Source organism: Faecalibacillus sp. TM498, assembly GCF_020589955.1.
Classification (GTDB): Bacteria; Bacillota_I; Bacilli_A; order Erysipelotrichales; family Coprobacillaceae; genus Faecalibacillus; species Faecalibacillus intestinalis.
This window is the reverse complement of record NZ_JAJDKB010000020.1, coordinates 22,531-49,182: the sequence shown is the minus strand read 5'-3', so window position 1 is coordinate 49,182 and position 26,652 is coordinate 22,531. Positions and strand designations below refer to the sequence as shown.

23 protein-coding genes, 1 pseudogene and 1 riboswitch are annotated in these 26,652 nt (G+C 31.5%); of the genes and pseudogenes, 16 read left to right on the top strand and 8 right to left on the bottom strand.

What is annotated here, in order from left to right; genetic code table 11:
• The 3 genes and pseudogenes from LJD32_RS07885 to LJD32_RS07875 all read left to right on the top strand — a co-directional run.
• Positions 1–179 (top strand): annotated as a pseudogene (locus LJD32_RS07885) (PTS sugar transporter subunit IIC); the annotation flags it as partial.
• Positions 180–327: 148 nt separating this feature from the next.
• Positions 328–864: a hypothetical protein gene (locus LJD32_RS07880; protein WP_227392106.1), complete on the top strand. Its 537-nt coding sequence runs from the start codon at positions 328–330 to the stop codon at positions 862–864.
• Between the two features lie 145 nt (positions 865–1,009).
• Positions 1,010–3,088: a glutamine synthetase III gene (locus LJD32_RS07875; RefSeq protein WP_227392105.1), complete on the top strand. Its 2,079-nt coding sequence runs from the start codon at positions 1,010–1,012 to the stop codon at positions 3,086–3,088.
• Between the two features lie 19 nt (positions 3,089–3,107).
• On the opposite strand, the gene LJD32_RS07870 is transcribed toward LJD32_RS07875, so the two are convergent.
• Positions 3,108–3,527, bottom strand: a complete 420-nt coding sequence (locus LJD32_RS07870; RefSeq protein ID WP_119362584.1) for a VanZ family protein — start codon at positions 3,525–3,527, stop codon at positions 3,108–3,110.
• A gap of 150 nt (positions 3,528–3,677) precedes the next feature.
• A riboswitch (glycine riboswitch) is annotated at positions 3,678–3,769 on the top strand.
• A 49-nt stretch (positions 3,770–3,818) separates the two neighbouring features.
• Here LJD32_RS07870 and LJD32_RS07865 point away from each other — a divergent pair.
• Complete coding sequence (locus LJD32_RS07865) at positions 3,819–5,186, top strand: alanine/glycine:cation symporter family protein (RefSeq protein ID WP_227359807.1); 1,368 nt, start codon at positions 3,819–3,821, stop codon at positions 5,184–5,186.
• A 6-nt stretch (positions 5,187–5,192) separates the two neighbouring features.
• Here the strand turns inward: LJD32_RS07865 and LJD32_RS07860 are convergent, their stop codons facing one another.
• Entirely contained in the window at positions 5,193–5,963 is a 771-nt protein-coding gene (locus LJD32_RS07860) for a LysR family transcriptional regulator (RefSeq protein WP_227392104.1), read from the bottom strand.
• A gap of 97 nt (positions 5,964–6,060) precedes the next feature.
• Here LJD32_RS07860 and LJD32_RS07855 point away from each other — a divergent pair, with 97 nt between their 5' ends.
• Positions 6,061–6,681: a YczE/YyaS/YitT family protein gene (locus tag LJD32_RS07855; RefSeq protein WP_227392103.1), complete on the top strand. Its 621-nt coding sequence runs from the start codon at positions 6,061–6,063 to the stop codon at positions 6,679–6,681.
• Between the two features lie 14 nt (positions 6,682–6,695).
• On the opposite strand, the gene LJD32_RS07850 is transcribed toward LJD32_RS07855, so the two are convergent.
• From LJD32_RS07850 to LJD32_RS07840, 3 genes are all read right to left on the bottom strand, one after another.
• Positions 6,696–8,114: a glycoside hydrolase family 1 protein gene (locus LJD32_RS07850; protein ID WP_032089607.1), complete on the bottom strand. Its 1,419-nt coding sequence runs from the start codon at positions 8,112–8,114 to the stop codon at positions 6,696–6,698.
• Positions 8,115–8,204: 90 nt separating this feature from the next.
• Entirely contained in the window at positions 8,205–10,055 is a 1,851-nt protein-coding gene (locus tag LJD32_RS07845; RefSeq protein ID WP_147580790.1) for an ABC-F family ATP-binding cassette domain-containing protein, read from the bottom strand.
• A 40-nt stretch (positions 10,056–10,095) separates the two neighbouring features.
• Positions 10,096–10,683 carry a TetR/AcrR family transcriptional regulator gene (locus LJD32_RS07840; RefSeq protein ID WP_147580789.1) on the bottom strand — a complete coding sequence of 196 codons (588 nt, stop codon included), beginning with the start codon at positions 10,681–10,683 and terminating at the stop codon, positions 10,096–10,098.
• Between the two features lie 157 nt (positions 10,684–10,840).
• Between LJD32_RS07840 and LJD32_RS07835 the strand changes: the two genes are divergently transcribed.
• Both LJD32_RS07835 and LJD32_RS07830 read left to right on the top strand, forming a co-directional pair.
• Positions 10,841–12,757: an NAD(P)/FAD-dependent oxidoreductase gene (locus LJD32_RS07835; RefSeq protein ID WP_227392102.1), complete on the top strand. Its 1,917-nt coding sequence runs from the start codon at positions 10,841–10,843 to the stop codon at positions 12,755–12,757.
• A 12-nt stretch (positions 12,758–12,769) separates the two neighbouring features.
• Positions 12,770–13,531 carry an SDR family NAD(P)-dependent oxidoreductase gene (locus LJD32_RS07830; RefSeq protein ID WP_106988313.1) on the top strand — a complete coding sequence of 254 codons (762 nt, stop codon included), beginning with the start codon at positions 12,770–12,772 and terminating at the stop codon, positions 13,529–13,531.
• Positions 13,532–13,586: 55 nt separating this feature from the next.
• Here LJD32_RS07830 and LJD32_RS07825 read toward each other — a convergent pair whose 3' ends face one another.
• The 3 genes from LJD32_RS07825 to LJD32_RS07815 are packed head-to-tail and all read right to left on the bottom strand — an operon-like array spanning position 13,587 to position 16,046.
• Positions 13,587–14,396: an SDR family oxidoreductase gene (locus LJD32_RS07825; protein ID WP_106988314.1), complete on the bottom strand. Its 810-nt coding sequence runs from the start codon at positions 14,394–14,396 to the stop codon at positions 13,587–13,589.
• A 4-nt stretch (positions 14,397–14,400) separates the two neighbouring features.
• Entirely contained in the window at positions 14,401–14,703 is a 303-nt protein-coding gene (locus LJD32_RS07820) for a hypothetical protein (protein WP_106988315.1), read from the bottom strand.
• Positions 14,700–16,046: an MATE family efflux transporter gene (locus tag LJD32_RS07815; protein WP_227392101.1), complete on the bottom strand. Its 1,347-nt coding sequence runs from the start codon at positions 16,044–16,046 to the stop codon at positions 14,700–14,702. Before LJD32_RS07815 ends, LJD32_RS07820 begins: the two co-directional genes overlap by 4 nt.
• A gap of 130 nt (positions 16,047–16,176) precedes the next feature.
• Here LJD32_RS07815 and LJD32_RS07810 point away from each other — a divergent pair, with 130 nt between their 5' ends.
• From LJD32_RS07810 to LJD32_RS07770, 9 genes are all read left to right on the top strand, one after another.
• Positions 16,177–16,815 (top strand): TetR/AcrR family transcriptional regulator, encoded by a 639-nt coding sequence (locus LJD32_RS07810; protein WP_162297436.1) that lies wholly within the window; start codon positions 16,177–16,179, stop codon positions 16,813–16,815.
• 213 nt (positions 16,816–17,028) lie between these two features.
• Positions 17,029–18,624, top strand: coding sequence for an ABC transporter substrate-binding protein (locus tag LJD32_RS07805; RefSeq protein ID WP_227392100.1), 1,596 nt, complete (start codon positions 17,029–17,031; stop codon positions 18,622–18,624).
• A gap of 84 nt (positions 18,625–18,708) precedes the next feature.
• Entirely contained in the window at positions 18,709–19,641 is a 933-nt protein-coding gene (locus tag LJD32_RS07800; protein WP_117815938.1) for an ABC transporter permease, read from the top strand.
• Between the two features lies 1 nt (position 19,642).
• Positions 19,643–20,512: an ABC transporter permease gene (locus tag LJD32_RS07795; RefSeq protein WP_048924954.1), complete on the top strand. Its 870-nt coding sequence runs from the start codon at positions 19,643–19,645 to the stop codon at positions 20,510–20,512.
• A gap of 14 nt (positions 20,513–20,526) precedes the next feature.
• Positions 20,527–21,540 (top strand): ABC transporter ATP-binding protein, encoded by a 1,014-nt coding sequence (locus tag LJD32_RS07790; protein WP_032089614.1) that lies wholly within the window; start codon positions 20,527–20,529, stop codon positions 21,538–21,540.
• Entirely contained in the window at positions 21,530–22,516 is a 987-nt protein-coding gene (locus tag LJD32_RS07785; RefSeq protein ID WP_022001687.1) for an ABC transporter ATP-binding protein, read from the top strand. The genes LJD32_RS07790 and LJD32_RS07785 overlap by 11 nt, the downstream gene beginning before the upstream one ends.
• A gap of 15 nt (positions 22,517–22,531) precedes the next feature.
• Entirely contained in the window at positions 22,532–23,572 is a 1,041-nt protein-coding gene (locus LJD32_RS07780) for a M42 family metallopeptidase (RefSeq protein ID WP_227392099.1), read from the top strand.
• A gap of 167 nt (positions 23,573–23,739) precedes the next feature.
• The gene (locus tag LJD32_RS07775; RefSeq protein ID WP_032089616.1) at positions 23,740–25,659 is read left to right on the top strand and encodes an aconitate hydratase; all 1,920 of its coding nucleotides are present in this window, start codon (positions 23,740–23,742) and stop codon (positions 25,657–25,659) included.
• Positions 25,659–26,651 (top strand): isocitrate/isopropylmalate dehydrogenase family protein, encoded by a 993-nt coding sequence (locus tag LJD32_RS07770; protein ID WP_032089617.1) that lies wholly within the window; start codon positions 25,659–25,661, stop codon positions 26,649–26,651. Before LJD32_RS07775 ends, LJD32_RS07770 begins: the two co-directional genes overlap by 1 nt.
• The last annotated feature ends 1 nt before the right edge of the window (position 26,652 follow it).

The following is a 26,652-nucleotide window of genomic DNA, read 5'->3' as shown; positions in this document are numbered from 1 at the left end:
TTGCATGTTTAACAGTACCTTGGACAACTCCACCAATCGTATTTGGTTTCTTAGCATGTGGTGCTAACGTAATGGGTGCAGTAACTCAAGCAATCTTAATTGTTGTTTCAACAGTTATTTACACACCATTCTTAATCTCTTACGAAAAATATCAAAACAAACAAGCTGCAGAAGCTTAATATTGATAAATTAAATAAGATAATGAATAAGGGCGGGATTCCCCGTCCCTTATTTTTTAAAAAAATATTTAATGAATATGAGTTGACTTTATTAAAGAAAATTGATATTTATTAAATATTGAAAGTATAGAATTAAAGAGGGGTTTTTATGGAATCAAAAAAAGTCGAATCAAATGCGGAATTAACACCATTTGAAAAAGAATTTAAAGTTCAATTAAATTTACCTGCTGCATACTTTAGTGTATTTTATGTAATCTATGTGGTGTATATGATTGTTTCAGGTAATTTTAGTGATTTACCTGCAATTATTGTATTAGGGGTTGTTGCTATTGGATATTTATTTGGATATAGACCTTATAAATATATTGTAAAAAGAAGAACTTTAGAAATTCATAGAAGAATTGGAAAAACAAAAGAAATAAACTTGATGAACTGTGAAACAATTACTGATCCAATCGCTAAAATGACAAAGATCATTACAAATGCACATTCATATGAAATCTATATGGACGATGGAACTCGTCAAACTGTTGCTCCAAAAGATCAAATGGGATTTGTGGATGCTGTTGTTCATTCAAATAAGAGAATTCACTGTCAAGTTGAAGAATATAACCAAACTCATCGTAAATGGGAAAAGAAAAGAAGAAAAGAAGAAAAGAAAGCTAAAAGAACTGCTGCTCAATAGTATGCAGCTCTTTTTTTGTATAAAATAAATAAAAAATTATTAAAATGATAAAAACTTTGTAATAGCTGTTGACAACCCATATTTTCGTTTGTATAATGACATCATATAAATGATAATTTATATACTAAATAAGGGGGATACAAAGATGGAATTTAACAAGTTAGTTGAAGATTATGGATGCCTAGCTTTTACTGATGATGTTATGAAGGAAAGAATTCCTAAATCAACATATAAAGCATTCCATGAATCGCTTGATAAAGGCGAAGAATTATCAAAAGAATGTGCAACTGTTATTGCGAATGCAATGAAAATTTGGGCAGTTGAACATGGAGCTACACATTTTACTCACTGGTTTACACCAATGACAGGATTAACTGCTGAAAAGCATGATGCTTTCTTAGAACCAGATGGGTCAAAAGCTGTTCTAGAATTTAGTGGGAAAACATTAAGAAAAGGAGAACCTGATGCTTCATCATTTCCATCAGGTGGTTTAAGAGCTACTTTCGAAGCAAGAGGATATACAGCATGGGATTGTACATCACCTGCATTCGTTAAAGATGGAACATTATATATTCCAACGTTATTCTGTTCATATACTGGGGAAGCATTAGATAAGAAAACACCTTTACTTAGATCATGTGATGCTTTAAGTAAAGCAGCTTGTCGTTTGTTACCTTTAATCGGGGTTGAAGGGGTAACTAAAGTTTCTGCTTCAGTAGGGGCTGAACAAGAATATTTCTTAGTTGATGATAAATATTATCAAGAACGTATGGATTTAAAATTAACTGGTAGAACTTTATTTGGAGCTATGGCACCAAAAGGACAAGAATTAGAAGATCATTATTTCGGTTCTTTAAAACGTAAAGTTGCGGCTTTCATGAAAGATTTAGATGCTGAATTATGGAAATATGGAATTCCATCTAAAACAAAACATAATGAAGTTGCACCAGCACAACATGAAGTTGCTTGTGTTTATGCAAAAGTAAATATTACTACAGATAACAACCATTTATTAATGCAAATTGCTCAAGATATCGCTAAAAAACATGGTTTACGTTGTTTATTACATGAAAAACCATTTGCTGGAGTTAATGGTTCTGGTAAACATGATAACTGGTCAGTAATTACTAATACAGGAATCAACTTATTTAATCCAGGAAAAAATCCTGAAGAAAATAAACCATTCTTAGCTGCATTAGCTTGTACAATTAAAGCTGTTGATGAATATGCTGAAATCTTACGTATGTCAATTGCTTCTGCTGGAAACGATCATCGTTTAGGAGCAAACGAAGCACCACCAGCAATCATTTCTATGTTCTTAGGTGAAGAATTAGATAAAGTTGTAGAAGATATTTGTACTGGTAAAAAATCTGATCATGAAGAAATTGGACGTTTTGATACAGGTGTTTCTGTTGTTCCAACATTCTCTAAAGACAATACAGATCGTAACAGAACTTCACCATTTGCCTTTACAGGTAACAAATTTGAATTCCGTGCTGTAGGTTCTGCGCAATCTGTAGCTGGTCCAAATACAATCTTAAATGCAATGTTAGCTGAAGAAATGACTCAAATGGCTGAAGCTATTGAAGGTGGAAAATCATTTGAAGAAGTTGTTAAAGAATTTATTTCTGAACATAAGAGAATTATCTTCAATGGTGATGGATATTCAGCTGAATGGGAAGAAGAAGCAAAAAGACGTGGACTTCCTAACCACAAAAACACTGTTGATGCTTTAAAATGCTTAAAAGATGCAAAATATATTGATATGTTAGATCGTCAAGGTGTTTATACAAAAGTAGAAATCGCTTCACGTTATGAAATCTTATTAGATAACTATATTAAAACAATTCAAGTTGAAGCTTTAACTGCAGTTAAAATGGTTAAAACACAAATTTATCCAGCAGCTTGTGATTATTTAGCTAAAGTATCGTCAGAAGTTGTTGCTGCAAAAGAAGCAGGTATTCCAGCAGCATTCTTAACTGAAGATGCAACAAAACTTGCAACGTTATTACAAGAAACTAAAGATAAATTAACGACATTAGAAAATAATATCGCAAAAGCACAAGCAAGCGAAGAAGAAATCTTCGAAGTAGCTACTATGTGGAGAGATGATGTTTTCGGAATGATGCAATCATTAAGAGAAACAGTTGATACAATTGAAGAATTAGTTGATGATTCTTATTGGCCAATTCCAACTTATGTAGACTTATTATTTGGTATTTAGTATATATTAAAAATCGGTTCTATGAACCGATTTTTTTGTCCTTTCTTTTAAGTATAAAATAAATGATTAAAAGCATGATCAATGCCCCTGTTGAATCAATACACACATCTCTTATTTGTCCAGCTCTGCCAGAAATAAAGAGTTGGTGAAATTCATCACTACAGGCATATAAAGCAGTAAATATAAATGATTTTATCAATGGATTTTGTTTATGTATAAAAGTTTTATAAAGTAAGAATGCAAGAATGGCATATTCTGTCATATGTGCACATTTTCTTACAATGAAGGAAAGGGTATCTCTTGTAATTGGAAGTATGTGAATAATGATATCCACAATAAAATTACTTTGTTTAGAAGAATCATTTCCAGGAGTTTGTGACATCACAAAGATAAAAATCATCCAAAGTATCGTAAGTATTAAATATTTATTTTTTTTCATACGTGCATTATAACAAATAATAATTATAAAATAAATGTTTACAATTGTATACAAGTTGGTATAATGAGAACGTATATCGGATGATAATGGCGAAAGAGATTCTATAAGAACACCGAAGAATTAAAGATTTCAGGTAAAAGGATCGCTATTGGACGAACCATTGGAGAGATTCATTCAATTGAACACCGAAGGAGCAAACCCGTTAGGGTGAAACTCTCAGGTAAAAGGACAGTGGCTAAATAGTATTTTTTCATTATTAATTCCGACTAATTTATTAGGAGGAGTTTTTTTATGCAATTACTAACACAAATATTAAAACAAATTAATGATTATGTATGGGGATTACCACTTATTTGTCTATTATTAGGGACAGGTATTTACTTTACCTTCAAATTAAGATTGATCCAGCTTACAAAATTAAAATTAGCTTTTAAATGCATCTTTAAAAAACAAGAAGGAGATGGAGATGTCAGTAGCTTTCAAGCTTTATGTACTGCACTTTCTTCAACGATAGGGACAGGAAATATTGTCGGTGTCGCTACTGCAATTGCGGCAGGAGGACCCGGTGCTTTATTTTGGATGTGGATTTCAGCCTTTTTTGGGATGGCTACTAAATATGCCGAAGGGTTACTTGCAATTCGTTATCGTCAAAAAGATGAAAATGGTGAGATTGCAGGAGGACCGATGTATTATTTAGAAAAAGGTCTACATAGTCCTTTGCTTGCAAAAATTTTTGCTTTCTTTGGTGTATCTGTAGCGTTACTTGGAATTGGAACATTTACGCAAGTAAAATCAATTTCTGATGGACTTTCAATGTCACTTAATGTTCCACGTTACATAACAGCAATTCTTCTAACAATTGCAGTTGCTTTTATTACTATTGGAGGAATCAAAAGAATTGCTTCCGTGGCAGAAAAAGTTATTCCACTAATGTGTGTGTTATACATTGGAGGGGTCGTTTTAATACTTGTGTCACATATTACCGTATTACCAAGTGCCATTGCTTTAATTATTAAATCAGCTTTTACACCTCAAGCAGTTTTTGGTGGAGGAACTGGAATTACGATGGTTATTGCGATGCAAAAGGGAATTAGTCGAGGTATCTTCTCGAATGAAAGTGGACTTGGAAGTGCACCAATTGCGGCCGCTGCCGCTAAAACAGACTCTTGTGTTGAACAAGGACTTGTTTCCATGACAGGAACATTTATTGATACGATTGTGATTTGTACTATGACAGGTCTTGCTATCGTGTTGACACAATCTTATACAACAGGATTAGATGGTGCAGCGATGACAACACATGCATTTTCAGTGGGACTATTTATTCCATTAATTGGTAAATATATTGTCAATATTGGTCTTGTATTCTTTGCTTTTACAACAATTATTGGATGGAATTATTATGGGGAAAGATGTATGTATTATCTTAAAGGTTTGAAAGCAGTAAAGATTTATAAAATTGTTTATATTATATTTATTGCAATTGGACCATTTATGTCTTTAGAATTTATCTTTGTCTTAGCGGATATTGTCAATGGATGTATGGCAATTCCTAACTTAATTGGATTAATTGGTTTAAGAAAAGAAATTGTTGCAGAAACAGAAAAATATTTTGAATATGAACAACCTGTAGAATTGGTTACAAATATAGAAGGATAGCAAGAGCTATCCTTCTATAAGTTGAAGAATATTTTTTAAAATCTTATTGGTAGAATCTTCATGATAGTATAAAGATATTGGAGAGAGAATATCTAAATCTTGATATTGAAGATATTTAGAATATTGATTAGATTCGATAAAATCATGTAAAATGGCATATCCTTCTTTTAAACATACTTTTAAAAGTGTTTGTTCTATTTCGTACTGTTCCATAGATTCTTGACGTACATCATAAATAAGTTTTAAAGAATCAAGTGAACAAGCTTGATGATAATACTTTCTTAAATGAGATATTTGTAACAAAAGATGTGAATAATCTTTAACCTCTGGGTATTCAAAAGTAATAATGGCATCTAATTGTCTTTCTTTAAATAATGTTAAAAGTTCTTTTCTTGAATACGCTTTATAATGAAGATCAATGTGTGGGAAATGGTCTTTTATTTTTTGTAATAACTTTAAAAGAAGTTCGTCATCTAAAGATTTAACAAAACCAATAAAAATACTTCCTTGATTACCTTTTTGATATTCTTCGATAATTTGATAACTTAAAGCAACATTATCTAAGATTTTTCTGGCATAAGGCAAATAAAGATTGCCTTCGTTTGTTAGTTCTACAGACTTCTTACTTCTTATAAATAAAGGAATTCCTAAATCTTTTTCTAAACATTGGATTTGTTTAGTAATAGCTGTTTGACTAATATAGAAATTTTGTGCAGTTTTAGTGAAATTCAATGTTTGACTTAAATCAACAAAATATTCAAGTTGTTTAATATTCATATTATCACCTCATAACTTATAGTTATTATAATATGAAATAATAATATTGGAAAGTTATTAACAAATTCAATAAAATAGCTTTGAAAAGAGGGATGCTATGAAAAGATATGTTTATTATTTATTAGGAATGAATATTTCAGTATTGGGAATTACATGTAATACGTTATCGAATTTAGGGGTTGGTGCTTTTAGTACCCTTCCTTTTGCGATAAGTTCTTTAAGTGCTTTGACCTTTGGACAGGCAAATATTATTTTCTACTTGCTCTTTGTATTTCTTCAAATCATTATTGAAAGAAAAATAAGTGTAAAATTTGTTTTAGAAATACCATTTTCTTTTATCTTTGGTTTTCTGGTTGATTTCTATCAATATTTAATACCATCTATGGATATAAATATTTATACACAAATTATTGTTTTATTATTTGGAAATACTTGTTGTGCAATAGGCGTTTATTTCATGCTTAAAGGAGATTTAATCATGACACCAGTAGATGGTTTGGTATTAAGTATTTCAGAAGTATCCCATAAACCTTATTCTATCTGTAAGAATTGTTTTGATATTTCAATGATTTTATCAACTGTTGTTGTTTGTCTTGTTTGTCGCAGTCCAATTTATGGTATCGGGGTAGGAACTGTTTTTTCAGCGTTTTATATTGGACGTGTGATTCTTTTTTGTGAAAATTTCAAATTAAATACATATAAAAAAATCGAGTCTTGATGACTCGATTTTCATTAATCAGTTAAATCTTCACCGTTAGATGAGATAACTTTTTTATACCAATAGAATGAATCTTTTCTATAACGATCTAATGTTTTTAAATCAAATTCATCTCGATCTACATAAATAAATCCATAACGTTTAACCATACCTTCATGAGTAGAAATTAAATCAATTGCTGACCATGGGCAATATCCCATCATTTCTGCACCATCAGTAATCGCTAATTGAATTTGTTCAATATGTTTTCTTAGATATTCAATTCTGTATTGATCATGAACTTTTCCATCTTCAGTTAAAGTATCATAAGCACCTAAACCATTTTCAGTAACGACCATAGGTAAACGATATCTTGAATACATTTCACGAATTGTTGCTCTAAATCCCATAGGATCGATTTCCCAACCAAATTCAGTAGTTGGTAAGTTAGGGTTTTTATATCCTCTATAAACACCAGCTTCACCACGAGCAGTTTGTTGATCTGCACCTGGATCTAATTTTTCAGTTCCATCACTAGCTTCTACAGTAGCAGTATTATAATAGTTGAAACCGATGAAATCAGGATGACCGTTCTTTAATGCTTCTGCGTCCCCTTCACCAAATTCAGGACATGCATCATTTTCTTCTAAATAAGCCCATACTAAGTTGTTATAAACACCATAAACAGCCATATCTAAATATAACCAGTTTCTAATAGCATTGTAGTTTTGTGCGGCTAAAACATCTTCTGGTTTACAGCTTGCTGGGTAAACTAAAGAGATATTTGGAGCTGGTCCAATTTTAGCACCTGGTAACATTTCATGACATAAAGCCATCGCTTTTGCTTGTGCTACTAACATATGGTGGTTTTGTTGGTAAGTTTCTTTTAAAACATTTGTACATCCTTCAGGAATCATTAATGTTCCAATAACTGGTCCAACTAAAGTTAACATGTTTTGTTCATTGATTGTTAACCAATATTTAACACGATCACCAAAGTTTTCAAACATAACTTTTGCGAAGTTTAAGAACCAATCGATTGAGTCTCTGTTTCCCCATGATCCACGTTCATCTAATGCTGCAGGCATATCGAAATGGAACATAGTTACTAATGGTTCGATTCCATATTTTAAACATTCATCGATCACATTGTTATAGTATTCAATCCCTTTAGGGTTGATAGCTCCTGTTCCTTCAGGAATAATTCTTGACCAAGAAATTGAGAAACGATAAGTTTTGAATCCCATTTCTGCCATTAAAGCGATATCTTCTTTATATCTGTGATATTGATCTGCACAGACTTTTAAATCAGAAGTTCCTTCTGGCACAACTTTAACATCTTGACATGATGGACCTTTTCCATCTTCTAAACTTGCACCTTCTACTTGATAAGCACTTGTACTTGCCCCCCAAAGGAAATCTTTAGGAAATGGTTTTAAAGTTTTGTGTAACATATTTTAAATATCCTCCTTAAATTCAAGGCTATTATACATAAATAATATTAAAATATTGATTTTTTTTATATTATGAAAAAAATGGGACAGTTAGGCTTGTAACTGTTCCCATTTTTCCATGATTTCCATTAATTCCATTTCTTTTTCTTCAATAGAATCTGTAATTTCATTATATTTTTTATAATTATTCATAACTTCTTCACTTGTGAGTTCTTCTTTTAAAGAATTAATTTCTTTTTCTAAAGAATCAATCGTTCTTTCAAGTTTTTTAATTTCATTCTTAGTTTTTTTATCAATGATCTGTCTTTGTTTAGCTTCTGTAACAATCTTTTGAGTTGTTTCTACAACAGGTGTTTTTTGATTTAAATAATCATCATAATTACCATTATAAGAAAGACATTGATCTTTTTGTACTTCGATTACACGAGTCGCAATTTTATTAATAAAATAACGATCATGACTAATAAATAAAATTGTTCCTTCAAAACTTCTTAAAGCTTCTTCTAAAACTTCTTTGGAAGAAATATCTAAGTGGTTGGTTGGTTCATCTAGAATTAAGAAGTTAGCTTGTTTTAATAAAACTTCGGTTAAAACAACACGTCCTCTTTCTCCACCTGAAAGCATTGCAATATCTTTAAAGACATCATCGCCTCTAAAGTTAAACATAGCAAGAGTACTTCTAATTTCTTGATTGGTCATACGTGGATAACAATCACTGATTTCATCAAAAATCGTTTTATTATAATTTAAAGATTCATGTTCTTGATCGTAGTAGGCCATTTCTACGTGACTACCAAAACGAATTTTACCGTGTTCAATTGGCAATTGACCTACAAGAGCTTTAAATAAAGTGGTTTTACCAACACCATTTTCACCAACAATCGCAACGCGTTCTCCTTTTTTGATATCAAGATTACAGTGTTCAAAAACAATTTGATCATAACGCATCGATAAATCATTAACTTTTAAAACATCGTAACCTGATTCAATAGCTGGTGTAAATTGAACAGTGATGGCACTTGGTAAATTTTCTGGTCGGTCAATACGTTCAATCTTTGCAAGTTGTTTTTCTTTCGATTCTGCACGTTTAATACTTTTTTCACGATTGAATGATTTTAATGTATCAATACTTTCTTGTATTTTTTTTATTTCTTTTTGTTGATTGATATAGTGTTTTAAATCAATCGCACGTTGTGTTCTTTTTTGAATAGAATATTCTTCATAACGACAATTATAACTATGACTTTTTCCATTTTCTATTTCAATGATCTTATTAGAAACAACATCAATAAAATAACGGTCATGGCTAACCACAATCAAAGCATTTTTATATCCTTTTAAATAGTTTTCTAAAAAGGAAATTGCTTGACTATCTAAATGGTTGGTTGGTTCATCTAAAACCAAAAGTTTAGGTTCTTCTAATAAAAGCTTGGCAAGACAAAGTCTGGTTTTTTGACCTCCAGATAATTCATGGACATATTTTTGAAAGTCTTCTTCCACAAAACCCATTCCTTTTAAAACCCCGACAATACGACTTGGATAACTAAAACCATCTTTTTCATTAAATCTTTGAGTCAATGAATCATATTCATTCATGACTTGTTCACTATGATCATAAGACATCATACTTTCTAATTCACGCATACGATTTTCTATTTGAATAAGTGGATCAAAGACTTCTAAAGCACATTCATAAATGGTTTTATTCATATCTAAATCATGATGCTGTTTTAAATAGCCGATATTTAAATCACGGCTTTTAAATAAATCACCACTATCATAACTTTCTTCACCAATTAAGATATTTAAGATGGTTGTTTTACCCGCCCCATTGACACCGATAATCGCAATTTTATCATGGTCATCTACTTTAAAACTAATATCTGTTAATAAATCAATTCCTTGAAATGATTTCTTTATATTTGAACATTCTATAAGCATTTTTCATCACCTCGACTATTCTATCAATAAAATAAGTTGTTTACAAATATTCTTTGTATAAATCTTGATAAGTGGAATCTACTTCTAATAAAGCATTCATGCTTAGATAAAAAGCTTCATCAAAACAAGGCGAATCTTTTTTAATACACCATAAAGCTTCATGTCCTGTAAAGGCATGCGCTAAAGCTTGATATAAAATCTCTGGATTCGATAAATTATGAATTTCTTTTTGTTCTTGGGCTTTTTTTATAATGATGATACAAAGTTTTGTAAGATTATCACGCATATCAAAGCTATGACGATTTTCTTTTAAATTCGCAATAAACATTTGACTAAATAAATCATAACCATATTTTTTAGTATCTTTAATTAATGTAGAAAAGACAATAAGTAATTGTTGATAGTGACTATCACTATCAACTAGTCTATACGTGTCTTTTACAAGATGATCGATGGTTGAATCATAAAGATCTAAAATAAGCTCTTCTTTATTATTGACGTATTTATATAAAGTTGGTTTGGTGATATGTAATTCGTTACAAATATCTTGAATTGTGACATTGTTATATCCTTTATCTAAAAAAAGCTGAACAGCTGTTTGTGATATTTCTTCTTTTGTTATTTTCATAAAATTCTCCTTAGACATAATATACCATAGATTTAATGGAAAGAGGCTTGTTAAAAAATTCACTTTTATTTTATGAAAGCGTTGACATTTATTTTTACAGTTATATAATTTACTTGAGTTAAATAAACGTTTACTATGGTAGAGGAGGAAAAAGAAAATGGCTAAGAGTTTATTTGATAAGACATACATAGGTAAAATGAAATTAAAAAACAGAATTTTCATGTCACCTATGGGAACAACAGGAGAAGCTGATGGAGCTTATTGTAATGAAGGTATTGATTATTTTGAAGAAAGAGCAAAAGGTGGCGCTGGTTTAATTATTACAGGTGCTAACGTTGTTTCGACAAAATATGAACCAAGACCATGTACAGAACTTTCTGATTTCCATCATGTAGAAAGATTAAATATGTTAATTGAAAGATGTCATGCTTATGGAGCAAAAGTCTGTGTACAATTATCACCAGGTTTAGGACGTCAACAATTTACCGATCCTTTTACACCACCTTATAGTGCGGGTAGTGTAGGTGCATTCTGGTTCCCAAATTTAATTTGTAAACCTTTTTCAAAAGAAGATATTCATTATTTAGTAGAAAAAGTAGGGTACAGTGCTTCACTTGCTGTAAATGCTGGTGCAGACTGCGTTGAATTACATGCGTATGGAGGATATTTATTAGATCAATTCCATTCTGTTCAATGGAATAATAGAACAGATGAATATGGTGGAACACTTGAAAATCGTATGCGTTTTACATTGGAATGTATTGAAGCAATTAAAAAGAACGTTCCAGATACAATGCCTGTACTTGTTAAATTTACACCACATCAAAGAGTAGAAGGCTTTAGAACCATTGATGAAGGTATTGAAATGGCTAAAATCTTAGAAAAAGCAGGGGTTGATGCTTTACATGTTGATACAGGATGTTATGAAGAATGGTTCCAAGCGATTACAACTGTTTATAGTAAAGAAGGATATAAACTTGATGTACAAAAAGCAATTAAAGATATTGTAAGCGTTCCAGTATTAGGTGATGGGAACTTAAAAGATCCTGAAGTGGCTAAAAAAGCTGTTGAAGATGGTATTTTAGATTATGTAGGACTTGCTCATCAAATGTTAGCTGATCCATATTGGCCTAAAAAAGTCAAAGCACATCATGAAGAAGATATCGCTCCATGTGTTGGATGTAATGAATGTTTACTCGCTGGATTTAGTGGAAAACACTACTATTGTGCAGTAAACCCATTATGTTATGCAGAAAAAGCTTATGCTTTACCACTTCCAAATGGTCAAAAACGTAATGTATTAGTTATTGGTGGAGGTCCAGCTGGTATGATGGCTGCCATTACTGCAAAACGTCGTGGTTTTGATGTTGATTTATATGAAAAAGAGGATAAATTAGGTGGAACTTTATGGCCTGCAGGTGGTCCTGATTTTAAAGCGGATGTTTTAAAATTAATTAAATACTTAGAAACACAATGTCAAAAATTAGGAGTTAATATTCATTTAAATACAGCAATTACAAAAGATAATCTTGAAGGAGATTATGACAAAGTTATTTTAGCTGCTGGTTCAACTCCTGCTATGCCACCAATTACAGGTATTGATACAACAGTTCTTGCGAGTGATTATTTAACTCATCAAGCAACAGTTGGTAAAAAAGTTGTTGTTATTGGTGCTGGTCTTGCTGGAACAGAAGCTGCTTGTGATATTGCTGGAAAAGATGGAGATGTGACATTAGTAGAAATGTGTCCAGACATCTTATTTACAGCAAACCATTGTTTAAACAACGATCAACATTTAAGAAAAATGGTTAAAGATCGTGGTGTTAAAGTTGAAGCAAACGCTAAAGTAACAAATATTACACCAACAAGTGTTACATTTGAAAGAGATGGACAAACAATGACGCTTGAATGTGATACTGTTTTAAATGCTGTTGGATTTAGACCTAATAATCAATTAGAAGAATTATTAGATGAAAAATATGATGAAGTTGCTGTTATTGGAGATGCTGTTGCACCAAGAAAAATTTTAACTGCAATTCATGAGGGATATCATGCAATCCGTGTGATGGAATAGGAGATAATAAAGATGATTAGTTTTGATTTAACAGGAAAAGTAGCGGTTGTTACAGGAGCTTCAAGTGGACTTGGACAACAATTTGCAAGAGCATTGAGTGAACAAGGATGCGATGTCGCTATCCTTGCACGTAGAAAAGAAAGATTAGAAGAATTTTCTAAAGAATTGAAACAAAATGGACAAGATTGTTTACCTGTTTCATGTGATGTTACAGATGAAGAAAGTATTAAAAATGCGATTAAAGCTGTCGTAGATCATTTTGGAAAAATTGATATTCTTGTCAATAATGCAGGTGTTGTTGAATACTCAAGTGGTCTTCATGATCATACAACAGCACAATGGGATAAAGTTTTAGATACGGATTTAAAAGGTGTTTTCCTCATGGCAAGAGAAGTTTCAACTATTATGATGAAACAAAAATATGGAAGAATTATTAATATTTCATCGGTTGGTGGTATTCAAGCTGGACCTGCTCAAGTAAGTTATTTTGCGGCTAAAGGTGGGGTTGTCAATCTTACAAAAGCCATGGCTGGAGATTTAGCTCCTTATGGTATTCTTGTTAATGCGATTGCCCCAGGTGTCTATGATACAGAAATGACTCATGATGCTTTAGATGCACCGGGTTCTCTTGTTTTAAAAAACAGAGTAGCTCTTAAGAGATTTGGTCGAGAAGGTGAAATGAACGGAGCACTTATTTACTTTGCAAGTGACGCTTGTACTTATACAACAGGACAATTACTTGTTATTGATGGTGGAATGACAAGTATGCTTTAAGATAAAGTAAAGATAATAGAAAAAAGAGATTTCTGATTGTGAAATCTCTTTTTTACTACTTCATATAATTTTTACATGTTGTTTCATACCATTCATCATCGCTCATTGATTGACGGTGTTTAATAAATTCATCACAGGCAACAGTATAACGCCAATGATGTTTTCCATCTGTTGCAGCTTCATAAATGACTTTAGCAACATCTTCAGGTTTTGAACGGTTTGGTGAAACAGGTTGAGTCATTCTCTCTAAATAAGCTTTTGCTTCTTTTTCATAAACACTATTTTCAATACCTTCACTCATTTGATAAGAACGATTCCAAAAATCAGTTTGAATACCACCAGGTTCAATTATTTTACAATCAATATTGAATGGGGAAAGTTCATAGCTTAAAGCTTCCATAAGTCCTTCTACAGCATATTTGGCAGCATGATAAGTTGGTGTTAAAGGAAGTGTTAAAACACCACCGACAGATGAAACAGAGATAATAGTTCCTTGTTTATTTTCTCTTAATAAAGGAATAAATTTTCTTGTTACAAGAGTTAAACCAACAAGTAAGGTGTTGTAAGTATCAATGATTTGTTTTTCACTTGAAAGTTCAAGAGGGCCAAATAAACAATAACCAGCATTGTTTAATAAAACATCTATTTTATGATATTTGTCTTGAATACTTTGATAAGCAAGATCAATACTTTTAGAATCAGTAACATCTAAAGTGATAAGATCAACATTTTCTAAAAGATTAAGTTCCTTTTCTTTTTCGACATTTCTCATTGTCGCAATAACTTGCCATCCTTTTGAGGCAAAGTATTTAGTAGTAGCTTTACCAATACCAGATGATGCTCCCGTAATCACAATTGTTTTCATAAGCTTACTCTCCTTTATAATAATTATATTTTGATTTTTTTGTGTTTTCAGACATGTAAGGAAGATAATCGATTTTTCCGTTTTTTACAGGATAGATTTGGAAAAAGAGTTCCCATGTACTTTTATCTTCATACATTTTTATTTTAACTTGTCTGATTGTTTCTAATTTTGATAAATGCATATCGACTTCAAAATAAACATGGGGTGGTTTTATTTGAAGGTTTTTTAATTTCAATGCTTCTTGAATTTCTTTAAGACGGTTTCCGAGTCTTTTATATTGACCGGAAATGAGTACATATTGATTCATGATATTTCCTCTATCACTTTCTTTTTAATTTTTTTATACATCATATATCCAATTGGTAAGCAACATACTTCCGCTAAAATATAAGCAAACCAAATAAGATTAATTTGATTAAATGATTTAAAGAGTGTTAAAAAGATAAATAATAAAATAACTTGTCTTGATAATGTTAAAATCATTGCTTGTAATCCCTTAGAGAATCCCTGAAAAGTAGAAGATAAAGCAAGAGATACAATGCTTATTAAATAAGCAAATCCTAAAATACGCATGGCAGGAACACCCATTTGTAACATATGCTTTGAAGCATCAAACAAATAGAGGATCTTGCTAGGAAATAATTCTAACAGAATAAGTAAAATAATAAAAATACCATATTCATAAATCAACGACCATTTTAAACTATCAAAACTTCTTTTTAACTGATGTGATCCATAATTATAAGCTACTAAAGGAACAAGTCCATTATTTAAGCCCCAAATAGGAACAAGAATTAATGATTGAATCTTTACTAACACACCATTGACAGCAACGGCTGTTGAAGAAAAATCAATAAGGATGCTATTAACATAAATACCCATCATAGAAAGCATAGCTTGAGCAATTCCTGAAGGCACACCAACACTTAAGATATTTTTTACACATTTAAAATTAGGAATTAAAGAAAAATGAATGGGAATTTCTTTATTGTATTTTTTATTAATGATAATTCCCATAGTAGCCCCGACAAATTGTCCGATAATTGTCGCAATGGCTGCTCCTGCAATTCCCATTTGTGGTAAACCAAAGTAACCAAAAATAAAGATAGGATCTAAAATAATATTCACAATAGCTCCTGAAGATAAAGTAATTAAAAATAAATGTGTCTTTCCACTAGAAATAGTAAAACGATCAAAGACCCATTGTCCCATCACCCCTAAAGAAGCAAGCATACAAATTCTTAAATAAGAAATACCATAATTGGTAATTTCTAAATTATGATTTGATTGAGATAAAAAATAAGGTTTTAAAATAAATATAGAAAGTATTACTAGAATAAGCCAAAAAATAAAAGCAAGCCAAATAGCACTGGTTGCCGTTTGTTCAACTTCTTTTTGATCCTTTTTTCCTAAGGCTTTAGAAATAGCTGCATTTAAACCCACCGCATTTGCCATTCCTAAAGCTGACATTAATACTTGAATAGGATTAGCAAGTGAAAGGGCAGTTAAAGCTTTTTCAGAAATATGTGCAACAAAGATACTATCAACAAAGTTATATAGATTGCTGATTAGTAAAGAAATCATTAAAGGAATTCCTGTTGTTAGCACAAGTTTTTTAATAGGCGCTGATGCCATTTTGTTTTCTTCCATAAAGGTCCTCCTTTTTAATACAAATTAATCATAGCTCATAATTTACACTGTGTCAATTAATAAATAACACAATGTAAATTATATTGAAAATATAAAAAAATAAGCTATAATGATATCAAGGAGAAAGATAATGGATTTTCAAAGAGCAAGAACAAAAGAACAAGTAGAAACAAGAGTTGAAGAAATTGTACAAGCATGTAAAAGTATTTACGAAGAACAAGGCTATGATGCAGTGAATATTAAAACTGTTTCAGAAAAAATTTCTTGTACCAGACCAGCAATTTATAAATACTTTAAAACAAAAGAAGAAATTATGATGGAACTTTTAAAAAGAGAATATCTTTCATGGAAAGAAGAATTAGAAATGTTATTTTCTAAAAAAGAAAGATTATCGAAAGAAGAATATTGTTTATATCTTACAAAATCAATGTCACATCGTTTGTTATTGATGGATTTAATGTCGAATCATTTGGATTCTATTGAAAACGGGACGCGTTTAGAAAGGTTGATTGAATTTAAAAAGAATGTAGCCCTCTTTTTTGAAATGTTTAGACAGTATTTAGAATTGTTTTTCCCAAATACTTCTTTAGAAAAAAGAAAAATCTTTGAAAAAAGCTTTATTGTCTTTTTACATGGGCTTTACCCTTCAATTAAACATTCCCCTAAACAAATAGAAGCGATGCTTCAAGCGGGAATGAACTACCAAGAACCAGATTTTATGAAAATATGTCAAAATGGATTATTTTTATTGGCAAGTGATTTAAAATAAATTGTTTTATTGTCTATACACCTACAATAAAACAATTTTTTTCTACGGAAAAACATAAAAAAATATGATAATAAGGTATGAAATTAGATAATTGTTCTTAATTGTATACAAAAATGCAACATTCTGTTGAAATCAAGAAAGCCCTTTGATATAATACAAAGGTGCTTTAAGAAAGTTTAAGTAGGGAATTATTAAAACTAGGAGGAAAGGGAAATGAACTTATTAAAGAAATCTTTATCTGTTCTTGCTGTTGCTGCAATGGCTGTATCCTTAGCTGGATGTGGTGGTTCAAGTAGCTCAAGCAAAAGTACAGAAAGTGGCGAAAAAGTATTTCGCTTTGGTCAATCTAATCCAAAAGTTGGTTTAGATATGCAAACTAATACTAACTCAGGGGCTTCTTCTGTTGCTGACAACGTATTAGAAGGATTATATCGTTGGAATGATGACAATAAAGAAGAATGTGTTCTTGCTAAAGACATGCCAGAAGTATCTGATGATGGATTAACTTATACAATTACACTTAAAAAAGGTGTTAAATTCTCAGATGGTTCTGATTTAACTACTGAAGATGTTAAATATACATTCGAAAGAATGTTTACACCAGCAACAGGATGTACAAATACATATATGTACAACATGATTACTGGTGCTCAAGATATGTTAGATGGTAAAGCTACTGAATTAAGTGGTTTTGAAACTGTTGATGATTACACTTTTAAATTACATATTAATTACAAATTTGCGCCATTTGTTGCTAACTTAGGTATGGACTATGCTTCAATTTATCCTTCTGATGCATGTGCTGCTGCTGGTGAAAACTGGGGTAAAGGAACTAACTTAATTGGTACTGGTCCTTATGTAATTAAAGAAAATGATGAACAAACTAAAGTTGTAATGGTTCCAAATAAAAACTATCATGGTAAAAAAGTTAACTTAGATCGTTTAGAAATTGTTTATATTGATGATGTAAGTACAAAAATGATGGAATATGAACAAGGTAACATTGATATGTGTGACTTATCTACTTCATTATTAGATCAATATAAAGATAGTGATTTAAAAGATGAAATTACTCAAGTAACTCCATTAGGTACATATTTCTTATCAATTAAAAATAATGATCCAGTATTAAGTAATAAAGCAGTTAGAGAAGCAATCTCATTAGCTATTAACCGTAAAGAATTATGTAGTACTGTATTAAATGGTGCTGCTGAACCAGCTTCATCATTCTTAAATCCAGGTGTTCCAGGTCATGATGACAAATTAAAAACTTATGAACATAACGTTAAAAAAGCTAAACAAGTTTTAGCTGATGCAGGTATTTCAAACCCTACATTTACTTGCAAAGTTAGACAAAACGAAGAAAAAATCGCTACTGCATTACAAGCTTACTTAAAAGAAGCAGGAATTACTATGAATGTAGAAACAATTGATGCAGGTATTTGGTCTTCAGCTAGAGCTGCTGGTGAATTACAATCTACAGTTCTTGGTTGGTTCCCATTATATGCAGATGCTGATAACCAAATGTATACTTATTACTATTCAGAAAACGCTGTAGGAAAAGGTGTATTCTACAATAATCCTGAATTCGATTCATTAATGAAAGAAGCTCGAGAATCAAATGATTCTGATAAACGTGTTGAATTATACAAAAAAGCAGATTATATCTTATCTCGTGAAGATTATGGAACAATTCCATTATATTATGGTAAGTTACAATTTGTTGCTAAACCATATGTAAAAAATGCTAAATTAGGAAACTTAATTTATCATTTATATAACATTGATATTGATTTATCTAAAAAATAGTAAATGAAATTAAATAAGTGTTAATCATATATGGAATGCAGCAATGCATTCCATATATTTATTGTAGGAAAAAGGAGGAAAAATATGGCGAAGTATTTATTAAAACGTGTATTACAAGCTATTGGTGTCGTTTTTTGTATTTCGTTAATCACATTCTTTGTGTTAAACATTGTGCCTGGTAATCCAGTTGAAATCATGTTAGGTGAGTTCGCTGATCAAGCAACGATTGCACGTGTTACACATGAAATGGGATTAGACCAACCAATTTATATTCAATATTTCAGTTGGTTAGGAAATATGCTTCAAGGAAACTTTGGAACATCATATTTCCAAAATAAACCAGTAATTGATATTTTAACAAGTTCATTTTTAGTAACAGCTAAGCTTGCTGGTATTGCTTATATATTAGCTGTTGTTTTAGGGGTAGTAGTAGGTGTTGTGGCTGCCGTTAATCATGGTAAATGGGTTGATTCGGTTTTAATGACAATTTCTGTATTTGGTATTTCAGCTCCCGCATTCTGGATTGCTATCATCTTACAAATTGTTATCTGTTTGAAATTTAATTTATTACCTTTATCAGGTATTGATAGTTTTAAATCATTTATCTTACCAGGTATTGCCTTAGGTACAAGATATGCAGCAAGCATTGCTCGTATTACAAGAACAAGTATGTTAGATGTTTTATCACAAGATTACATTCGTACAGCTGAAGCTAAAGGTTTAAAAGGTTGGGTTGTTACAATTAAACACGCTTTACGTAATGCGTTAATTCCAATCATTACAATTGCAGGATCTGATTTAGGAAACATCTTAACAGGATCTGTCTTAGTAGAATCTGTATTTTCAATTCCTGGAATTGGAAAAATGTTAGTAGATAGTATTAATACGCGTGATTTGCCAATCGTCCAAGGTGGCGTTATGTATATTGCGGTTATTTGTGTCATTATGTATTTAGTAGTTGATTTACTTTATACAGTAGTCGATCCAAGAATTCGTTTAGGAAAGGAGTCATCATAAAATGTTTAAAAAGAAAAAAGATCAAACATATCAAAGTTATTGGTCAATCAGTTGGAACATTTTCAAGAAAAATAAAGTAGCAATGGTATGTTTATTCATCGTTATTCTTTTATGCTTAATTGCTTTATTTGCACCATTGATTGCTCCTTATGATCCAAACAAACAAGTTCTTACAGATCGTTTAATGAAACCTTGCGGACAACATTGGTTTGGTACAGATGATTTAGGAAGAGATATTTTCTCAAGAATTATTTATGGATGCCGTGTTTCTTTAAGTGTTGGTATCATTTCACAAATTATCGCGACAGTTATTGGTTATACAATGGGTGTTTGTGCCGGATATTATGGTGGAAAAGTAGATTCTGTTATTTCATTTTTAATTCAAGTATTTTCATCTTTTCCATTTTTATTATTTGCGATGGCAATCATGTTTGTTTTAGGACCAGGTTTAATTAACCTTTACTTAGCGCTCGGTCTTTTAGGTTGGGCTTCAACAGCCAGACTTATCCGTGGGGATGTTATGCGTCTTAAAAAGATGGAATACATCGATGCATGTAAAGTCAGCGGTGGAAATAGTTTTAGAATTATCATGAAACATTTATTACCTAACTGTTTATCAACATTAATCGTTACTGTAACATTAGGTATTCCAAATGCAATTATGTCAGAGGCATCATTAAGCTTCTTAGGTTTAGGTGTTAAAGCACCAATGGCAAGCTGGGGTTCAATGATTAGTTTTTCACAACCATATATTCGTAGTGCAACATACTATTCAGTAATTCCAGGTTTAGCTATTATTATTACAGTATTAGCGTTCAATATGTTAGGTGATGGATTAAGAGATGCGCTTGATCCAAAATTAAGATCGTAAAAAGGGGAAAAGATATGAGTGAAAATAAAGAATTATTAGAAGTCAAAGATCTTGGTATTACCTTCTTTACAGATCGTGGAGCGCTTCCTGCTGTACAAGAAGTAAGTTTTAGTATCAAACCAGGAGAAACTTTAGGAGTAGTTGGAGAATCTGGTTGTGGTAAAAGTATGACTGCTTTATCATTAATGCAATTAATTCCATCTCCTCCAGGTAAAATTACTGCTGGTGAAATTATGTATAAAGGAGAAGATTTATTAAAGAAATCTCCTAAAGAAATGAGAGATATTCGTGGTAAAGAAATCTCAATGATTTTCCAAGAGCCAATGACATCCTTAAATCCAGTTATTACTGTTGGAAAACAAATTATGGAAGCTGTTTTAACTCATGAAAAAATGAGTAAACAAGAAGCTAAAGAACGTGCTTTAGAAATGATTAAACTTGTAGGTATTCCAATGCCTGAAAAAGTATTTGCTTCTTGTCCTCATCAATTATCTGGTGGGATGAGACAAAGAATCATGATTGCGATGGCACTTTCTTGTAATCCATCATTATTGATTTGTGATGAACCGACAACAGCATTAGATGTGACTATTCAAGCACAAATCTTAAAATTAATTAATAAAATGAAAAAAGAATTAAATACAGCCGTATTATTAATTACACATGATATGGGTGTTATTTCAGAAATGGCAGATAACGTAATCGTTATGTATGCAGGTAAGATCGTAGAATATACAAATGTAGAAGATTTATTTAAAAATCCTTTACACCCTTATACTATTGGTCTAAGAAGATCAATCCCTGATATCGATAGCGATGATCAAGAAGAATTGGAAGTTATTCCTGGTTCTGTACCAATGCTTTATGAACTTCCAAAAGGATGTTTCTTCGCACCACGTTGTAAACATGCTAAAGAAATCTGTCATCAAGAATGTCCAGCAATGATGGAACATGGTGAAAATCATTTAGTTCGTTGTTGGAAATATCATGAAAGATGGAATAAGGAGGATGTAGAAAATGGAAAATAATCAAGACGTTTTATTAAAAGTAGAACATTTAAAGAAATATTATTCTATTAAATCATCTTCTTTAAGAGGTAAAAAAAGCGTTGTTAAAGCGGTAGATGATATTAGCTTTGATGTTAAAATAGGAGAAACTTTTGGGATTGTTGGTGAATCTGGATGTGGTAAATCAACAATGGGTAAAAGTGTAATCCGTCTAATTGAACCAACTGAAGGAAAGGTTATCTTAGATGGTCAAGATTTTACAAGCTTAAAAGGTAAAGAATTACAAGAAGCACGTGATAAAATCAAATTGATTTTCCAAGATCCTTATGCTTCTTTAAATCCACGTATGACAGTTAAAGATATTATTGCTGAACCAATTGATATCGCTAAATGTTATAAAACAAAAGAAGAACGTGATGCACGTGTTGTGGAAGTTATGAAACAAGTTGGTTTAAATTTAGATTACATGTATCGTTATCCTCATGAATTTTCAGGAGGACAAAGACAACGTATTGGGATTGCCCGTGCAATTGCTTTACAACCAAAATTGATTATTTGTGATGAACCTGTTTCAGCGTTAGATGTTTCAATTCAAGCAAAAATCATTAATTTATTAAATGAATTACAAGAAAAAATGGGTATTGCTTATATCTTCATTTCCCATGACTTAAGTGTTGTAAAACATATTGCTGATAGAGTAGGAGTTATGTATTTAGGTAATATGATGGAAATGGCAGATACTGAATCACTTTATGCCAAACCATTACATCCTTATACTCAAGCACTATTTTCAGCAATTCCAAGAATTGGAAAAGAAAGAATCGAAGATAAACAAATATTAGGTGGCGATGTGCCAAGTCCAGCCAACCCACCAAAAGGATGTCGTTTCTGTACAAGATGTCCGAAAGTAATGGATATTTGTAAAACAGATAGACCCGATTTTAAAGAAGTAGAACCAGGTCATTTCTGCGCATGTCATTTATATGATAAAAAGTAAAAGAGGTATTATAAAATGGAAATGAATATTGACAAAAAAGAATTAATTGAATTATGTGAAGAATTTATTAATGTACCAAGTCCAGTAAGTTATTATGAAGAAGTTGGAGCTTTATTAGAAAAAAAAGCAGCTGAATTTGGTTATGAAGTGACTTATGATCGTAAAAGAACAGCTTACATTACTTTAGAAGGTGAAGATAATTCTAAAACAGTATGTATGGGTGCTCACTTAGATACAATTGGTTTAGTTGTTCGTCATATTGATGATAACGGTCATTTAATTGTAAGACAATTAGGTGGTGTTAACTACCATAGTATGGAAGGTGAAGGTGTTACTCTTATTACAAGAGATGGACGTAAATATAGAGGTATGGTTATTTGTAAAGCTCACTCAGTTCATGTATTTGAAGATGCTAGAACAATGCCAAGAGATGAAGACCATATGGAAGTTATCTTACATGAAGATGTTCATTCTAAAGAAGAAGTTATGGCTTTAGGTATTGATCATGGTGATGTGATCTCTGTAGATCCTCATTTTGAATATACACCATCAGGATATGTTGTTTCGCGTTATATTGATGATAAAGCTGCTGTTGCTGCTTTAATTGAAGTAATGGCTTACTTCAAAAGAAATAACTTAAAACCAAAATATCGTACATTATTAGCTTTCCCAATTTATGAAGAAATCGGACATGGTGGAGCTTATGTACCAGAAGAAGTAGAAGAATATGTTGCTTTAGATATTGGATTAATTGGGCCTGATTATCATGCTGATGAAAAAACAGTAAGTATCTGTGCTAAAGATAACTATTCTCCATATGATAGAGAACTTACTACAAGAATTATCAACCAAGCTAAAAAAACAAACTTAAATTATTGTGTTGATGTTTTCTTCCATTATGGAACAGACGCTAATGCTGCAATTCGTGCAGGTAATAATGTTTATGCTGCAGCATTTGGTATGGCTGTGATCAATTCACATGGTAAAGAACGTTGTCATATTGATTCAATCGTAGATACAACAAAACTTGCGATTGCATATGCCTTAGATTTATAAAAAAAGCGGAGCTTTTGCTCCCTTTTTAAATGATTGATAACTGTATACAATATACAATTTTAATGGAATATACGTAAAAAAATCCCTTTATTTGCTTAGAATGTATTTACAATAATACACATGAAATGTATAATTGTATACAATCGTAATAAGGGGGACGTAGAATAATGAATTTAGCGTATAAAATCTTAAGTGCTAAACTTAAAAGTGGTGAGTTAGTCGCTGGTCAACAAATAGGGATTCAAATTGATCAAACATTAACTCAAGATTCAACAGGGACAATGGCTTATTTACAATTAGAGGCAATGGGAATTGAACATGTAGCGGTTGAAAAGGCAGTTGCATATATTGATCATAATATGTTACAAACAGGATTTGAAAACATGGATGATCATGAGTTTATTCGTAGTGTAGCAAAAAAACACGGAATTACTTTTTCTAAACCAGGAAATGGTGTTTGCCATCAATTGCAATTAGAAAACTTTGCAAAACCAGGAAAAACATTAGTAGGTTCTGATTCACATACACCAACATGTGGTGCGATGGGAATGATTGCTATTGGGGCAGGAGGATTAGATGTCGCTGTAGCAATGGCAACAGGTACATATTATTTACAATGTCCAAGTGTTGTTAAAGTAAATTTAGTGGGTAAAAAAGCAAAATGGGCTTCGGCTAAAGATGTTATTTTATATATTTTACAACAATTATCTGTCAAAGGTGGAGTCAATAAGATTATTGAATACACTGGAGAAGGTTTAAAAGAATTATCATTAACAGATCGTGCAACTATTTGTAATATGGGTGCTGAATTAGGGGCAACGACTTCTGTCTTTCCAACAGATGAAATTACTAAAGAATATTTAATTCAACAAGGAAGAGAAGAAGATTATGTTGAATTAAAAGCAGATGAAGATGCTACATATGATGAAGAAATCACCGTTGATTTATCAAAATTAGTACCATTAACTGCTAAACCACATAGTCCAGATGCTGTTGTACCAGTAAGTGAATTAAGAGGAATGAAAATCAATCAAGTAGTGATTGGTTCATGTACAAACTCATCACTTCCAGATATGTTAAAAGCAGCTAAAATCTTAAAAGGAAGAAGAGTAGCAACTCATGTATCACTTGTTATTGCTCCAGGTTCTTCTAGTATTCTAGCAATGCTTTCTAAATGTGGAGCTTTAGCGGATATGATTGCCTCTGGGGCAAGAATTCTTGAATGTGGTTGTGGACCATGCATCGGTATGGGGCAAGCACCACTTTCTAAAGGTGTTTCACTTAGAACTATCAACCGTAACTTTAAAGGACGTTCAGGAACAAATGATGCTAGTGTTTATTTAGTATCACCTGAAGTTGCTGCTTTAAGTGCAATCAAAGGATATTTAACGGATGAATTTGAAGATGATATGTATTTAGACGATATTGAAAATACACCATTTGTGAAGAATAAGAATTTCTTTATTGATGAATATGATCCTCAAAATGAAGTTTATATGGGACCAAATATTAAACCAGTTCCTCGAGGAGATAAATTACCAGATACATTTAAAGGTAAAGTATGTTTAAAAGTAGGAGATAATATTTCTACAGATCATATTGTGCCATCTGATTCTAAATTACTCCCATATAGAAGTAATGTGCCACATCTTGCTAAATTCTCTTTCTGTAAAGTAGATGATCAATTCTATAATAGATGTATTGAAAATGGAGGAGGATTTATTGTTGGTGGAGATAACTATGGTCAAGGTTCTTCACGTGAACATGCAGCCCTTGTTCCTAATTATTTAAAGATCAAAGCAATTTTTGCTATTTCATTTGCAAGAATTCATCGTTCGAACTTAATTAATAATGGTATTTTACCACTTGTTATTAATCAAAAAGATTACGATTTCTTTAATGATCAAGATGAATATGAATTAATTAATTTATTAGATAGTGTTGAAAGCAATAAAGATATTACTGTTATCAATAAAACAAATAATCAAACAATTACCGCAAAATTAAAATTATCACCAAGAGAAAAAACAATGATTCAATATGGTGGTCTATTAAATGCAATTAAAGAATTAGGAGGTGACTTTTAATGAAAGCAGTATTAATTCCAGGTGATGGAATTGGAAAAGAAATTTCACAAAGTGTTGTTGACATTACAAAAGCTATGAATTTAGATATTGAATGGGTAGAATATCAAGCAGGTGCAGAATATGCTGCTAAAACAAAAGAAGTCTTTGAACCAGGACTTGTAGATGCTATTAAAGAATATAAATGGGCATTAAAAGGTCCAACAGCAACACCTATTGGAACTGGTTTTAGAAGTGTCAATGTTGCTTTAAGACAAAAATTTGCGACTTATGCTAATGTTAGACCAATTCGTTCTTTTAAAGGAATTGATTCTAAATATGAAAATATTGATTTAGTTATGATTCGTGAAAATACCGAAGATCTTTATAAAGGTATTGAATATATGGTGGGTGATGATGTTGCTCATGGTATTAAATTAATTACTAGAGAAGCAAGTGAAAAAATTTGTCGTTATGCTTTTGAATATGCAAAAGCAAATGGTAGAAAAAAAGTCACAGCCATTCATAAAGCGAATATTATGAAATTTACAGATGGATTATTCTTAGAATGTTTTAGAAATGTAGGTAAAGATTATCCAGAAATAGAAAAACAAGAAGTAATCATTGATAATATGTGTATGCAGCTTGTTTTAAGACCAGAAACATTTGATGTATTGGTTGCTCCTAATTTATATGGAGATATTGTTTCTGATTTATGTGCAGGTTTAGTAGGTGGATTAGGATTTGCTCCTAGTGGAAATATTGGAGATGAATACCGTATTTATGAAGCTGTTCATGGTAGTGCTCCTGATATTGCAGGACAAGGCATTGCCAATCCAAGTGCTCTTCTTTTAGCGTTTGCTTTAATGTTAGAAGCCTTAGGACAAAATGATCAAGCAAATAGACTACGTGATGCACTTTCAAAAGTCGTAGAAGAGGGAAAAATTGTAACGTGTGATATTGGTGGACATGCTTCTACAAAGGAATTCACGCAAGCAATTATAGATAGGTTATAGT